Below are 14,890 nucleotides of genomic sequence, written 5' to 3' on the forward strand. Positions count from 1 at the left end.
TATTATTCTTCTACGTTTGTTTTTAAAACACCTACAGTTCTATTGCTTTTTTTGAAATATTTATTTGTAATATTTTTAACATCTTCTACCGTAACCTTGTTGAAGTTTTCTGGAGCTTGAAACATTTTTTTATAATCTCCAAAGAACAGCTCATAGGTACCAATATTATTTGATTTTCCATTAATGGTTTCTATTTGATTATAAAATTCTATCAATTTTTGATTTTTGATTTTTTGCAGTTCCTTTTCGGAAATTCCTTGAGTTTTAATTTTTTCTAACTCGTCATATATGGCCTTTTCTAGGTCGTTTTCATTCACATCTTTATTAGCAGACGAATAGAAGTAGAAAAGATTCGGATTAAACGTTTCCCCATAAGACGTAAATACTGTTGTGGCTAATTGCTTTTCATCAACCAATGAAGCGTATAATCTAGAGGATTTTCCACTTGATAGGATAGAGCTTAAAATACTTAAAGCATAATAATCTTCGTTTTGTGCTTCAGGGACATGATAACCTATAACTAAATATGGGTTGGCTACATCTTTCTGAACAGTAATTCTTCGTTCACCCCTTTGCTCTGGCTCTTTAATATGAACTTCTGGAGGCGCTGTTTGTGAAGGAATAAGTTCTAAATATTTTATCGCCAATTCTTTTACTTTGTCTAATTTTATGGCTCCTGAAACGACAACGACACAATTGTTGGGAGCATAGTAGGTTTTAAAATAACGTTCTAAATCTTCTTGAGTCCAGTTTTTCATGTCATCTTCAAAGCCTATTACCGGCCAATGATATGGATGCTCTATAAAAGCGGTAGCCTGTACAGATTGAATAATATTTCTCCAAGGGGAGTTCTCTAAACCAGTTCTCCGTTCACTTAAAACAACGCCTCTTTCACTTTCAACCATTTCAGGGTCAATACTTAAACTGGAAATTCTATCGGCTTCAAGATCAAACATAACTTCTGTAGACGATACAGGAAACCAGTTTGTATAAACGGTAAGGTCCTGTGTGGTATAAGCGTTGTTAGCACCTCCATTAAATTCCATAACTTGATCAAACATTTTAGGTCCATATTTTTTCGCTCCATTAAACATCATATGCTCAAAAAAGTGGGACAAACCAGTTATTCCTTGATATTCATTTCTACTGCCAACTTTGTAAAATAAATACATATTTGCATTTGGAATAGAAAAATCTTCCACCACTAAAAATTTCATTCCATTTTTTAGAGTAAAGGTTTTCACATCTTCCGAAGTCATTTGCCCATAGGATAGAGCATTTAAAAAAAGTAAAAGAAGAATCAATAATTTTTTCATACTTATTTTATTAGTTATTGCTTTAATTTAATATTGATGAATACTAATTTAAGCTAAATCCATTTAATTGGATATATCAATAGACTATGATTTAATGTTTTGTATTATTAAGCAAGATTAACACCGAATAAATATCCTACAAGGGCTGTTAATCCCATAGCAACAGTACCCCAAAATGTAATTCTAATAACAGCTTTAGTAATACTTGAACCACCGGTTTTAGCAGCTAAAGACCCTAATATGACAAGGAAAATAATGGCAAATCCGTAAAGAAAATACTCCATATTCTTAACAGGGAAAAAAATAACTACTAATAAAGGAAAAACTCCACCAAATGTGAATGCCAAGCCTGAGGCAAGTGCTGCTTGTATTGGTTTTGCCTGGCTGATCTCATTAATTCCAAGTTCGTCTCTTATATGGGCAGCTAATGCATCATTTTCGGTCAATTCTTTCGCTACTGTTAGTGCTGTTTCCTTTTTTAAGCCTCTTTTTTCGTAAATTTCAGCGAGTCGTTGTAATTCCAATTCGGGCATTTCTTCTAATTCTATTTTTTCTCGATCAATATCAGCTTTTTCAACATCTGTTTGAGAACTTACAGATACATATTCTCCTGCCGCCATAGACAATGCTCCGGCAACTAAACCAGCTAGCGTCGCCAAAATTATAGGATCTTTTATGTCACTTGCTGCAGCAACACCAATTGCAATACTGGCTGTTGACAAAATACCATCGTTAGCTCCAAGAACTGCAGCTCTTAACCAATTACTTCTGTGGATATAATGATTGTCTAAATAATCATCTAAAACGTCTGTCATTGTAAATCTTTAAAGTTTATAGAAAGATAAGAATTTGAATTCTATTTTTTTTGAATTTGAAACAAAACTAAGTCTTTAATGTGTTTTTATTTTCTTGAAGATATTAATGCGTATAATGACACCAAAGCCCAAACGCCTTCCAAAATAATAAAAGGCCAATAGTTAAGTAGAATAGAGGCAATGCATGCCATCACAGCCCCCGTAAAGTTTAAAATTATAAATATTAGGCTTTTATTGGCTGCTATTCCTGTTATGTTTAAAATATAAGCGAGTAATATTTGGAATACGCCAAAAAATCCTATCCAGTCTATAACATTCATCGAATTATATTTTTGATTTTAAAAAGTTAATAGCATGTGGTGGTTTGGGTTAGAATGCGTCGCTGTAATTTGAAAATCATGATGCCCTACTATTTTAAATCCGAATTTTTTATAAAAATTGATAGCTTTATAGTTTTCTGTCCAAACGTATAACCACATAGCTACTTGTTGGTATTTAACAGATTCATCAAGGTTAAAATTAAAAAGTTCTAATCCTAATTTTAAAGAATGAAAGGCTTCAAGTACGTATAAACGCTCTAATTTAGTGATATTTTTAATGGGAATATTCGGATGTTGACAATTAAAAATAATTTTAGAATATCCAACCGCATTGTTATCAAAGTAAATAATATAAAAAATATTATTAGACTCTTTTAACTCTTCTTCAAACTCTTTGATTGTAAAATTCTTGTTTATATAATTCTGAATAGTTTCTTTAGAAGCACTTCTTCCATGTGATTCAATGAAAGACGATTTACCTATTTGAGCTAGTATTTCGATATCTTTTAAAGTTGCCCTGACTATATTGGTCATAAATTGAAAACAGGAAGCTTATCCCTTTCTAAATTTTTAAAATTACACATCTTAATTAAAAATATAATTTCATTAATTTAAGTTAAAAGAAATGATTTAAGTTCATTGTAAGTACTAATTTTAAACGATGCTTTGTCTTTACCCATAACAGATTGTATTTGTTCAGGAAGCACCTGTTTTTCTTTAATTACTTCTTCAACAACATCTAAAAATTTGGTAGGATGTGCTGTTTCTAAAAAAATACAATAGGCATCTGGATGTTCTTCTAAATAGTCTTTACAACCTAAATAACCAACGGCTCCATGCGGATCGGCCACGTAATTGTAAAGATTATATATTTCTAACATAGCGTCTCTAGTTTCATCGTCTGAATAACTATAAGAAGACAGATTTTCTCTCAACTCATTAAAATTGTTTTCGTAAATTTCTTGAATACGAATAAAATTACTTGGTGCACCAACATCCATAGCATTACTAATGGTTTGTACCGATGGCTTGGGCTCGTAAAGTCTTGAAATTAAAAAACGTGTTACGACATTATTAGTATTATTTGAGGCTATAAAATGGTGGACAGGCAAGCCCAATTGTTGTGCCATCATCCCCGCACAAATATTACCAAAATTTCCACTTGGTACCGAAAAGACTATGTTTTTATGTTGTTTATGTAATTGCTTGTAAGCAAACATAAAATAGAATAATTGTGGTAACCATCGCGCTACGTTAATAGAATTGGCGGAGGTTAACTGCATTTTTCTGGTTAATTCTTCATCTAAAAACGCCGTTTTTACCATGGCCTGGCAATCATCAAAAGTGCCATTAACTTCAAGGGCTTTTATATTTTGACCTAAGGTGGTTAATTGTTTTTCTTGAATATCACTTACTTTTCCGCTAGGGTAAAGTATCACTACATTCACGCCTTTTACACCCAAAAACCCATTAGCTACTGCGCCACCAGTATCTCCAGAAGTGGCTACTAAAACCGTTACTTCTTGGTCGTTATTTTTATTGAAATACCCTAGACAACGTGCCATAAAGCGTGCGCCAACATCTTTAAACGCCATGGTTGGACCGTGAAATAACTCTAATATTGAAATATGATCATTCAATTTAACAATAGGAAATTCAAAAGACAAGGTTTCTTCTACAATCGTTTTTAAAACATCTTCGGGGATTTCAGGAACAACAAATTGTTTTATGGTTTGGAAAGCAATCTCTGAATATGATAAATCATCAATAGCTTCAAAAAATGTTTTTGGTAAAGGTGTTATGCTTTCAGGAAAATATAATCCCTTGTCTGGTGCCAACCCTTTTATAACCGCATCTTTAAACGATGTGTTCGGTGCTTGTTTATTTAGAGAGTAATAATTCATTATTTAATGTTAATTTAAAAAGGTTATCCAGTCGTTTCTCTTCGTAATGACAAATAATTATAATAATATTTTGATGCCCTGTTTATTTATTTTGGAAACATGTATATCGAAATCTATATCTATTTTTGAGTAAATTTTATTCATGGCATTTTTCACATTTATAGCAGTTTCTATACCTTGACTTAAAGAGAATATTGAAGGGCCGGAACCCGAAATGCCAACTCCTAAAGCACCCGCTTGTAATGCCGCATGTTTAACATCATTAAAATAAGGAATTAATTGACTTCTGTAAGGTTCTACAATAACATCAAGAAGTGAACTTTCAATTAAACTATAGTCGCTCGTATGTAATGCGTGTATTAAACTCCCAAAATTTGCCCACTGTGTAATCGCATCACTTAAAGGCACATTTTCAGGTAAAATAGCTCTGGCCTCAGAGGTTTTAATTTCAATTTTCGGATGAATGATGGTAGCATATAAATCATCCGGACTTGGAATTTCTAGTATTTGTAAAGGTGAAATAGATTTCACCAAAGTAAATCCTCCAAAAATAGCAGGAGCAAGGTTATCGGCATGTTCACATTTACTTGCTAGGGCTTCACCTTTAATAGCAAATGCTGTTAATTCTGTTTTATTAAAAGGTCTTCCAAGAAGTTCGTTCATGCCAAAAACACTTCCAACAGCACTTGCGGCACTGCTGCCAATTCCACTTCCTGGTTTTATCTTTTTATAGATTTCAATTTCAAAACCGCAATCTGGTTTAGCGGCTTCATACATGGCTAAAGCTGAAACACCTGCCACATTTAATGCGGGTTCAAATGGCAAATTGAAGCCTTCAATTTTGGTGATGTAAATACCTAGTTTATTGATTTTTCTAATAATCATTTCGTCACCAACACTATCTAAGCAAAAGCCCAAGACATCAAAACCACAGGACACATTAGCAACGGTAGCGGGTGAAAATAGTTTTATTTCATTCATATTTTATAGAAAAAAGACAATAGAGAAAAGATAATAGACGGTTTTTATTGTCTTGGTGCTCTTTTCTATATTCTCAATTCTTTAATTTAATTATTCCCAATTCTAATAATATCTGCAAATAGGCCAGAAGCTGTTACGTCTGCACCGGCACCAGCACCTTTAATAATCATTGGCTGTTCTTTATAGCGTTGTGTATAAAACATCACGATGTTATCTTTTCCTTCTAAATTGTAAAACGGATGGTTGCTTGGAATTTCTTCCAATCCAACACTCGCTTTTCCATTATTATATTGGGCTACATATTTTAACTGACACCCTTTCGCTTTAGCCGAAGCATATAAACTTTGGTAATGCGCTTCATCTGAAATTAGGGTTTTATAAAAGTTATCAACCGTATCACTTGTCATTCCAGAATCTGATAAGAATGGCGTATTTTCAATATCTTCTAAATTCATTTCAACCCCGCTCTCTCTGGCAAGAATTAATATTTTTCTCGCAACATCAACGCCACTTAAATCAATTCTTGGGTCGGGTTCCGTGTAGCCTTCGACAGCCGCTTGTTTAACAACATCGTAAAACTTAGTAGTATCATTAAAATTATTAAAAACAAAGTTTAAACTACCCGATAAAACAGCATGAATTGAGGTTACTTTATCGCCAGAAGCAATTAAATTATTAAGCGTATCTATTATTGGTAATCCTGCACCAACATTGGTTTCAAACAAGTAAGACGCATTATATTTTAAGGATAATTCTTTTAATAATTTGTAATTTTCATAGTTGCTAGAACAGGCTATTTTGTTACACGCAACGACACCAATACTTTGCTTTAGATACCTTGGATATAAATTAGCTACATCGCTATTCGCAGTTACATCGACAAAAATACTATTACGCAAGTTCATAGCTTTTGTTTTTTCAAAAAACCCTTCTAAACTAGCTGATTCTCCCTGCTCTAATAGATCTTTCCAATTTTTTAAATCGATGCCTTCATTATCAAAAAGCATTTTTTTAGAATTTGATAATCCCGCAATACGTAAATTAATTTTTAAGTTATCTTTCAAGTATTTACGTTGTTGCTTAATCTGTTCAATTAACTTTTCTCCAACATTACCGACACCTGTAATATATACATTAAGCTGTTTTGTTTTAGTTTCAAAAAACTGTTCATGTAATGTATTTAATGCCTTTTTTACATCATTTTCAGCAATCACGGCAGAAATATTTTTTTCTGAGGCCCCTTGAGCAATCGCTCTAATATTGATGTTATTTTTTCCTAAAGTGCTAAACATTTTACCGCTTATTCCTTGGTGGTTTTTCATGTTATCTCCCACCAAAGCAATAATAGAAAGATCTTTTTCTATAATTATGGGATCGATTTTATTTAACGCAATTTCATTTTCAAAAGTAAAGTCAATGGCCGCTTTCGCAACATCAGCTTCTTTTTCATCAATACCCAAGCAAATAGAATGTTCTGAAGATGCTTGGGTAATCATAATGATATTAATTTTTTCCTGAGATAAAATTTCAAACAAACGTTTAGAAAATCCAGGAATACCAACCATGCCACTTCCTTGCAACGTTAGTAAGGCAATATTTGAAATATTACTAATGCCTTTAACAGCCTTCATTGAACCAGTTTCATCATTAGAAATAATAGTCCCAACTGCGTTTGGTTCTAGGGTGTTTTTTATATGAATAGGAATATTAAGATCTAAAACTGGTTGCACGGTTGGTGGATATAATACTTTGGCCCCAAAATGTGATAATTCCATCGCCTCCTGATACGAAATTTTTTCAATAGGGTAGGCCTGTTTTACTAATTTCGGATTGGTAGTAAACATACCACTAACATCGGTCCATATCTCCAGTTGTTCAACTTTTAAAGCAGCAGCAACAATGGCGGCTGTAAAATCTGATCCACCACGACCTAATGTTGTTTGTTCACCGACAACTGACTTAGATACAAAACCTGGAAGAATGGTGATTTGTTCCGATGCAGTTTTAAAATACTCTTGAATATTTGAATTTGTGACTGCGTAATGGACTTCCGCTTTCGTGAAATTTGAGTTTGTAATCATTAACTCCTGTGAATTTTTACAATCTGAAGATAAACCTCGATTTTTCATGGTTTCTGCAATAATGTAAGATGACAATAACTCACCGAAGCTTACTAATTTATCTGAGGTTTTTGGTGATAGTTCATTAATTAAGTATATACCATCTAATAAACTTTTAAGTTCATTTAATTTTGAATCGACATAATCCATAATAGCTGAACTTTTATTAGGATTTAATTCATGTATAATATTAAAATGAATATTCGTAATACCATTGAACGAGTCTGAATACCCATCATCCTTATTTTTTGCTTGATTACCTGCTAAAAGTAATTTATCGGTTATACCTCCAACTGCAGAAACTACGCACACTACAGAGTCTTTTTTAGAATAATTTTCTAAAATATTAATGACATTATTTATGTTTTTTGAAGACCCTACTGAAGTTCCTCCAAATTTTAAAACTTTCATGTTATAATGAATTGAGATTTGAAAAAATATTTTTGAAATTGTAACTATTGAAATTACAACTATGACCGGAAGAATATTTAATTAGCAACCCCAAAGGGTTGTAATAATTGTAGTTGTACCAAAAATAGATGTGTTTCTTTTTAAAAAAAAAGAAATTAAACTAGTCGTATTTTGGTTTAAAAGATTCATTATAGCTGCAATAATACAGGTCAAATGTATTACTTTTAAGTTTATAAAAAAACAAAACCTTTTTTTTTACAGTATTCTTATATTGTACCATTTTTCTTTTAAAAAAAATGGCAAAAGTAATTAAGAATTGAAAAATCAATAATTTATTTAAATGAAGATATTTTCTAAAGAACAAATTTATAAAGGCGATAAAATAACCGCTGAACGCCAAAATATTAGTTCAACCGATTTAATGGAGCGTGCAGGAGTTCAAATTTTTAATTGGATTAATATTAGAATGCAAGGTGCTCAAGTACCTATCCATATTTTTTGTGGTATCGGGAACAATGGTGGTGACGGTATGGTATTAGCCAGACATTTATGTTTAGAAGGTTACAACGCAAAAACATATATTGTTAATTATAGTGATAAACGTTCAAAAGATTTTTTGATTAATTATGACAGAGTTAAAAATGTTACGAAAAATTGGCCAGACCTTTTAACCAGTGATGCATTTTTACCAGAAATCAAACCAGACGATATTATTGTTGATGCTATTTTCGGAATAGGACTCAACAGACCTGTTATAGATTGGGTTAAAACACTCTTTAAGCATTTAAGAAATTCAAAAGCATTTACGATATCAATTGACATTCCTTCAGGGTTACAAACCAATTCTTCTCCAAAAGACGAAAATGATGTCGTTTGGGCATCCTACACCCTAAGTTTTACCTCTCCAAAATTAGTGTTTTTTCTTCCTGATACTGCTAAATATACAACGAATTGGGAAGTTTTAGATATTGGCTTAGATTCTGAGTTTTTATCGGCAACAAATACAGATATTCATTTAATTGGAAAATACGAAGCAATACCTATTTACAAACCAAGAGAAAAATTTTCACATAAGGGACAATTTGGGCATTCGCTTATCATCGGAGGAAGTTATGGTAAAATAGGAGCCGTAACGTTAGCTAGTAAAGGAGCGTTATCAGCAGGCGCTGGATTGGTGTCTGCATTTATTCCTAAGTGTGGTTATCAGGTCATGCAAACATCGTTTCCCGAGGCGATGGTTATCACAGATACGAATGAAAATAACATTACTAATATAAAATTTGATATAAAACCAACCGTTATTGCATTTGGCATGGGCGTTGGTACCGCTGATAAAACAATCGATGCTTTTGAAATCTTTTTAAAAAGTAACAAAACACCCTTAGTGATTGATGCTGATGGTATTAATATTCTTTCTAAAAAACCAGTTTTATTAGATTTATTACTACCGAATACCATTTTAACACCGCACCCGAAAGAATTAGAACGTTTAATCGGACTATGGAAAGACGATTTTGATAAACTTGAAAAAGTTAAAGTTTTTTCAAATAAATATAAGGTTGTATTAATTATTAAAGGTGCTAATACCATCACTGTATATGAAGACAAGTTCTATATAAATACGTCTGGCAATCCTGGGCTTTCTACTGCTGGAAGTGGCGATGTGTTAACGGGTATTGTAACCGGATTAGTTTCACAAGGATATGATATTTTATCTGCGGCTATTTTTGGTGTATATCTTCACGGTAAATCGGCCGATATTGCTGTTGAAGATTATGGCTATCAGAGTTTAATTGCAAGTCATGTTATAGACTATTTAGGACCTGCTTATATAGATTTATTTAAACAACAGGAGCCAATAGAAACTCAAAAAAAACCCAAATGAATAGTTATAAAAAAAGCTGCATTAAGCAGCTTTTTTTATAAAATTAAAATAGAACTTATATATCTAAACTATCAAAAAGCTCTTTTAGTTGAGCGCTTGAGGGTCTTGGAGCATCTGGCGTTACAATATTTCCATCAGGGTCTATTAATAAAAATCTAGGAATACCATTAATTTTATAATCCAATACAAATTGTGATTGCCAACCGTTTGGAGCAAATAGCTGCAAACCACCTAATTCTTTATCGGCTACCATAGCTTTCCAATCTTCTTTTGCTTTATCCCAAGAACCACCATGTGATCTATCATCATCAATAGAAATACTTACAAATTCAATGTTTTTTCCGTGGTATTCTTCTTCAACTTTTTTAAGAGATGGAATTTCTTTTTTACATGGTCCACACCAAGTTGCCCAAACATCAACATACACATATTTACCTGATAAATCTTTAAGAGACACATCTCCTCCTGCGTAATTTTCATAATTATCAAAACCTGGGGATGGTGTCCCTTTTGCTAATTGGGTTTTAAGTTCTATCGAGTTTTTAAAATAATTTTTATACATATTCAGCATCGGCTCTAAATTCTTTTTTGCACTTGCTGTAATTAATGTATCTATAGTTTCATCTTTAGTGTAAAAGGCATAGAGATCGTTTTTTACAGATTCTAACTCACTTTCTAAACTAGCTAAATCTAGGTTACTAAATTTTTCTTCATTTAATAACTTTTCTTCTATTAAGCCCTTCTGAACTAAATAGTTACTATGTTCTGAACCAACACCCGTATATGAAATACTTTCATCAAACATCTTTGTGTCTAATGTCATATTTAAGTCAAAGCCATTTTTCAAAAATAAATTGGTGGATTCGTTTCCGTCAAATAAATTATAAATTGCTGCTTCTACCTTTAAAGTATCTTTAAAAGTTCCATCTTCATTTACTTTTATGGTTTTAGAATATGTTCTACTTCTAACCACCAACGAATCACTGCTTTTATCTATAATTTTCCCTGACAATGTTACATAATCTTTTGGTTCTTGTTTACAAGAAAAAATTGCTAAAGCAGTAAGTAAAAAAATAGTTTTTTTCATTTTTTTTGATTTTAAGATGTAAAAATATAATTTTTTTGATTTTAATCTAATCAATTGACTAATTATTGTCTTGATTATAAATTGTTTTTTTAATTTAAATATTCTGAACTAAATTTTTATAATCAACAATTTTAGAAATAATATTTAATTTAAAAAGCTTTTTTTGAATAGTTTCAATCGTTTTTTTATCAATATTTTTTTGAGACCATTCTGTAAGTGACAACCATTCTTGAACATCTTCAAGTTTCTGATTATAACGATTTGCAATTGTTTTATAAATACTTGGAATGTCTTTAAACTCTAAAGTTGTACTGTTTATAATATTTAAAATAGTTTTGACGTCATTTTGGTTAGTTTTTAAAAACTCTTCTCTTACGGCAACAACAAAGCAAGGCCATGGTGTAGGACAGTAACCAATACATCTGAATATTTTATTATCTACTAAAGGTTTTGTTGTGAATTTTTCCCATAAAAAATAATCTGCAGCGCCATTCGTTAAACCTTCAACTGCACCATCTAGATTTTTAATGACCTCAAAATCTAAATCATTTTCTAAATCCCAATCATTATTTTCGGCATTAATATATGCCATTAAATGAGAACCCGACCCATAACGGCTAATAGCCGCTTTTTTTCCTTTGATATCACTAACGGATTGGAAGTTTGAATTTTGTGCTACGTGAATTCCCCAAATTAAAGGACTTTGTACAAAAACTTGAACTATTTTACTCTCATTACCGTCAATAATATCTTTTATAATTCCTTCGGTTAAAATAACAGCTAAATCAATCTCTTTATTTCGAAGAGCTTTACTCATATCTCCTGTTCCACCAGGATAATCCTTCCATCGTAAGTTAATGTTCTCGTTTTTATATTCTCTATTTTTTAGTGTTAAATACCATGCAAGATTAAAATGCTCAGGCACACCTCCAATATTAATTCTCTTCATTAAAATAATATTTCTAAATTTTTTCTAGGGTATATTTAATAAGGTTTGCAACAGCTAATCCTGGGTCTTTGCTAAAAGTTCCGTTTGCTCTATTGGCAATAATCGCATTTAAAGACAATGCTTTGTGACCTAATAATTTAGAAAGACCATAAATTACCGATGTTTCCATTTCCAGATTTGTAATTCGTAAATTTTTATATTTAAATGAATCTATTTTATGATTTAATTCTGGATCTTCGATTGGTAAACGTAGTACACGACCTTGTGGACCATAAAACCCTCCTGCCGTCGCTGTTATTCCTTTAAATACATGCTTACTTTCAAACTTTCTCTCTAAAGTCAAATTGTTATCTATAATGAGAGGTCTACCTTTATCCATATTCCATTTAGTGTGCTTAATAAAAGCACTTTCAATATCTGGATTTGTAACAGGATTTATTTGATAGGCATGTAGCATTGCATTTAAATCTAAGCCATGTGAACTCATAACAAAAGAATCAACTGGTATATCATCCTGTAAAGAGCCTGATGTCCCCACTCTTATAATATTAAGACTGGTTAGTCTTTCTTTGATTTGTCTTGTTTCTAAATCAATGTTTACAAGCGCATCTAGTTCATTTAAAACGATATCTATGTTATCAGGACCAATTCCAGTAGAAATTACCGAAACTCTATTTCCATTAACAATACCTGTTTGGGTTTTAAATTCTCTTTTTTGAATTTCAAATTCTATGGAGTCAAAATGTTTCGTGATTTTTTCAACGCGATTTTGATCACCAACAAAAATGATGGTTTCTGCAACGTTTTCGGGCTTTAAATTTAAATGATAAACGCTACCATCCGGATTTAAAATAAGTTCAGATTCTTTTATGGGCATTTTATATGGTTTTAATAAGTTTATTTTCTTGTTTACTGAACTGGAAATCTATTTTTTTTATGCCTCCAAATTGAATGCTATCATGTATCTCATTTGCGAAATTATGCTGACCTAATAAAGCCTCATGACCTTTTCGGTTCAAGAATATTCCGTCTTGATTTTCAGAGATAAATTGATTGAGGTTCTTAATAATTCTTTCAAATTGAAGATCGCCATATCCATAATATCCTTGATAGTTTAATGCATAACCCATAAGTTGGTTTTTAGACTTTAAATCGTTGTTCTTAATTATTTCTAGCAAATTTTTTTCCAGAATATTAAGTCCAGAAACAGAATCAGGAAAACGTTCTAAATGAGCTTTTAAACAATTGCTTAAATATTTGAAATTAGAACTTTTAACGATATATGGCTTTAACAAATTGTGATCTTTGCCACAGTAGATATTCCAAACCGATAAAGCAATTTCAATATCTTCCTCAGTCAGTCTTACTTTATTCTTATAATGCTTATTTAGTTGATCGGTTGTGAGTTCAGATAATCCTTTTAAGGTTTTAGATCCAGGAATTCTTCCGCTACTAACTAAATATAGAGGAAGTTCTATTTTCTTTTGATGTAAAAGATTTATAACGCCGAGCATGTTGATATGACAAAATAAATCATATTCAAACCAAAGAACAATTTCAGAATAATTATCTGAATGACTGAGCAATTCTAATTCTTCCTTAATTTCTTCTAAATTTAAATCAATCTCATAAAATGAACTAAAAAACGCTGCTCTAAGTTCGAAAAATTCATCTGAATCTATATTTGAAATTGTAGGCCCTTCACACAGCATTTCTTCCCATGTAAAAAAATCGCCACTAAAATCTAAATCTTTTAAAATGGCGGTTAAACTGCTACCGTTGGTAATATGAAGTGTTTTTTTTGACATAAATTAACCTCCAACACGTTTTACGTTAAACCCTTTGTTTTTTAGCATTTGCATTATCTTATCGCGGTAATCACCTTGAATGATTATTTTGTCGTCTTTGAAACTACCACCAACACTTAAGCTTGTTTTTATTTCTTTGGCTAATAATTTAAAATCCTCATTAGCCCCCGTATAACCTTCAATAATGGTAATAGGCTTCCCTTTACGTTTTTCATATTTACATAATAAAGGGTCTTCTTGCATCCAAATTCTAGAAGCGTCATTTGTATCTTCATTTGGACTTTCATGTACATGATCGGGAAACAGATTTTTTAACTGGTCTTGTAAATCCATTTAAAATTATTTTTTGATAAGTCCTAATTCAATTAATCGTTCTGTTAAAAATTCTCCAGCAGTAATATCATCAAATGCCTTAGGATTATTTTTATCAATACAGCCATCTAAAACGTTTAGTTTCATGTCACTAATAGGATGCATAAAAAAAGGAATAGAGTAGCGAGAGGTGCCCCAAAGTTCTTTTGGAGGGTTTATAACACGGTGAATTGTAGATTTTAATTTATTGTTGGTATGTCTTGAAAGCATGTCGCCAACATTAATCATAAGTTCATCTGGTTCTGCTATAGCGTCTATCCATTCACCTTTATGATTTTGTACTTGTAAACCACGACCTTGAGCGCCCATTAAAAGCGTAATTAAATTTATATCGCCGTGAGCTGCTGCACGTACTGCCTCTTTTGGTTCTTCGGTAATTGGTGGATAATGAATAGGCCTTAATATGGAGTTTCCATTATGAATATAATCATCAAAATAGGTTTCATCTAACTTTAAATGCAATGCCAAAGCCCGTAAGACGTATTTCGCTGTTTTTTCAAGCATTTTGTATGCTTCCTTTCCAACTTCATTAAACTGCGGTAATTCTTCAACTTCAACATTTTTTGGATATTCAGCTTCTAGAGTTGGGTTGTTATCAACGTATTGTCCGAAATGCCAAAACTCTTTTAAATCGCCTTCTTTTTTACCTTTTGCGCTTTCTTTCCCAAAGGACACATAACCACGTTGCCCTCCGATACCTGGTATTTCATACTTTCGTTTTATTTCTAATGGTAAACTGAAAAAATTCTTGATTTCTGTATATAAATTCTCAACTAAAGTGTCATCTAAAAAGTGTCCTTTTAGCGATACGAAGCCAATTTCTTCAAAGGCTTTTCCTATTTCGTTTACAAATATTTGTTTTCTATTCGCATCATTTGAAATAAAATCATTAAGGTCAACACTAGGTATTTTATTCATATGC

The 14,890-nt window shown here is 31.8% G+C and carries 14 protein-coding genes; 1 reads left to right on the forward strand and 13 read right to left on the reverse strand.

Annotated elements, in window-relative coordinates; genetic code table 11:
- Positions 1-2 precede the first annotated feature (2 nt).
- From AC15TD_RS14465 to thrA, 7 genes are all read right to left on the reverse strand, one after another.
- Positions 3-1,316 carry a M16 family metallopeptidase gene (locus AC15TD_RS14465; RefSeq protein WP_484452851.1) on the reverse strand — a complete coding sequence of 438 codons (1,314 nt, stop codon included), beginning with the start codon at positions 1,314-1,316 and terminating at the stop codon, positions 3-5.
- Between the two features lie 107 nt (positions 1,317-1,423).
- Entirely contained in the window at positions 1,424-2,131 is a 708-nt protein-coding gene (locus tag AC15TD_RS14470) for a VIT1/CCC1 transporter family protein (protein WP_484452852.1), read from the reverse strand.
- 86 nt (positions 2,132-2,217) lie between these two features.
- Complete coding sequence (locus AC15TD_RS14475; RefSeq protein ID WP_484452853.1) at positions 2,218-2,451, reverse strand: CBU_0592 family membrane protein; 234 nt, start codon at positions 2,449-2,451, stop codon at positions 2,218-2,220.
- An 18-nt stretch (positions 2,452-2,469) separates the two neighbouring features.
- The gene (locus AC15TD_RS14480) at positions 2,470-2,985 is read right to left on the reverse strand and encodes a GNAT family N-acetyltransferase (protein WP_484452854.1); all 516 of its coding nucleotides are present in this window, start codon (positions 2,983-2,985) and stop codon (positions 2,470-2,472) included.
- 77 nt (positions 2,986-3,062) lie between these two features.
- Positions 3,063-4,355, reverse strand: coding sequence for a threonine synthase (gene thrC, locus AC15TD_RS14485; RefSeq protein ID WP_484452855.1), 1,293 nt, complete (start codon positions 4,353-4,355; stop codon positions 3,063-3,065).
- A gap of 57 nt (positions 4,356-4,412) precedes the next feature.
- Positions 4,413-5,336, reverse strand: a complete 924-nt coding sequence (locus AC15TD_RS14490; protein WP_484452856.1) for a homoserine kinase — start codon at positions 5,334-5,336, stop codon at positions 4,413-4,415.
- Between the two features lie 86 nt (positions 5,337-5,422).
- Entirely contained in the window at positions 5,423-7,867 is a 2,445-nt protein-coding gene (thrA, locus tag AC15TD_RS14495; RefSeq protein ID WP_484452857.1) for a bifunctional aspartate kinase/homoserine dehydrogenase I, read from the reverse strand.
- Between the two features lie 340 nt (positions 7,868-8,207).
- Here thrA and AC15TD_RS14500 point away from each other — a divergent pair, with 340 nt between their 5' ends.
- Positions 8,208-9,752, forward strand: a complete 1,545-nt coding sequence (locus tag AC15TD_RS14500) for an NAD(P)H-hydrate dehydratase (protein WP_484452858.1) — start codon at positions 8,208-8,210, stop codon at positions 9,750-9,752.
- Between the two features lie 55 nt (positions 9,753-9,807).
- On the opposite strand, the gene AC15TD_RS14505 is transcribed toward AC15TD_RS14500, so the two are convergent.
- The 6 genes from AC15TD_RS14505 to AC15TD_RS14530 form a co-directional block, all read right to left on the reverse strand.
- Positions 9,808-10,839: a TlpA family protein disulfide reductase gene (locus tag AC15TD_RS14505; RefSeq protein ID WP_484452859.1), complete on the reverse strand. Its 1,032-nt coding sequence runs from the start codon at positions 10,837-10,839 to the stop codon at positions 9,808-9,810.
- Positions 10,840-10,933: 94 nt separating this feature from the next.
- Complete coding sequence (locus AC15TD_RS14510; RefSeq protein WP_484452860.1) at positions 10,934-11,788, reverse strand: substrate-binding domain-containing protein; 855 nt, start codon at positions 11,786-11,788, stop codon at positions 10,934-10,936.
- Between the two features lie 13 nt (positions 11,789-11,801).
- Positions 11,802-12,665, reverse strand: a complete 864-nt coding sequence (locus AC15TD_RS14515) for a nucleoside phosphorylase (RefSeq protein ID WP_484452861.1) — start codon at positions 12,663-12,665, stop codon at positions 11,802-11,804.
- A gap of 1 nt (position 12,666) precedes the next feature.
- Complete coding sequence (locus AC15TD_RS14520) at positions 12,667-13,596, reverse strand: DUF1835 domain-containing protein (RefSeq protein ID WP_484452862.1); 930 nt, start codon at positions 13,594-13,596, stop codon at positions 12,667-12,669.
- A gap of 3 nt (positions 13,597-13,599) precedes the next feature.
- A complete protein-coding gene (locus tag AC15TD_RS14525) occupies positions 13,600-13,929 on the reverse strand; it encodes a translation initiation factor (RefSeq protein WP_484452863.1) in 330 nt (109 codons plus the stop codon).
- 6 nt (positions 13,930-13,935) lie between these two features.
- Entirely contained in the window at positions 13,936-14,886 is a 951-nt protein-coding gene (locus AC15TD_RS14530) for an isopenicillin N synthase family dioxygenase (RefSeq protein WP_484452864.1), read from the reverse strand.
- Between the last annotated feature and the right edge of the window lie 4 nt (positions 14,887-14,890).

This window comes from Yeosuana sp., assembly GCF_057126245.1.